General features: G+C 72.7%; 1 protein-coding gene. It reads left to right on the plus strand.

Annotated elements, in window-relative coordinates:
- Positions 1–453: GNAT family N-acetyltransferase (locus KUM32_RS41220; RefSeq protein WP_217146770.1), on the plus strand; the 453-nt coding region annotated here is incomplete at its 5' end.
- Between the last annotated feature and the right edge of the window lie 297 nt (positions 454–750).

Below are 750 nucleotides of genomic sequence, written 5' to 3' on the forward strand. Positions count from 1 at the left end.
GTGTACGAGGGCAGTGGCGACCCTCTTGCCGCCCGAGACGCGTTCGCACCCTTCCTCGACCACTGGCTCGCCGCGGAGAACTTCGCCTGCACCGCTGCCCGCGCTCCCAACGGCACCCTGGCCGGATACGCCTATGGCGCTCCCCTCACTTCCCACACCGGGTGGTGGGACGGGCTAACCCCACCCCTGGACGCAGCCGCGGCTGCCGAGAACGGCACGCGCACCTTTGCCCTGTCCGAGCTGCTGGTCGGTAGGGAATGGCGCGGAACCGGCACCGCACGGCGCTTGCACGACGCGTTGCTTCACGGCCGGCCCGAGAGCCGGGTCACCCTGCTGACTCCCGTCGACCATTCGAAGGTCGTGCAGACGTATCGGAGTTGGGGATACGAGCGCGTGGGTGAATGTGTCCCGTTCGCGGGGGCGCCCCGGCTGGTCGCCATGCTGCGGAGCTAGTCGGATCAGCCGATCCCCGCGATCGGCCCGCGCGGGCGCGCGGCCGTCGGGCCAGTGACGCTGACGCGCAACCCGCCCACGGCACCCGGGGGTTAACCCGACCCCCGATCCGGATGATCGCCCCAGCGCGGCGGCCCGTGTCCGGCGGGCACAGTGAGGGGGACGAGGCGGCGGGGCACGGTGCCCTGCGGGGTGGCACCGCGGCCGTGGTTCCCATGCGTGAGGACGTACACGTGACGAAGCACAAGCGCGCGCTCGCCGGGGCGCTCACCCTCGCCGTGGCGGTCGGGGTCGCGG

It is taken from the genome of Streptomyces sp. AC627_RSS907 (assembly GCF_019049165.1).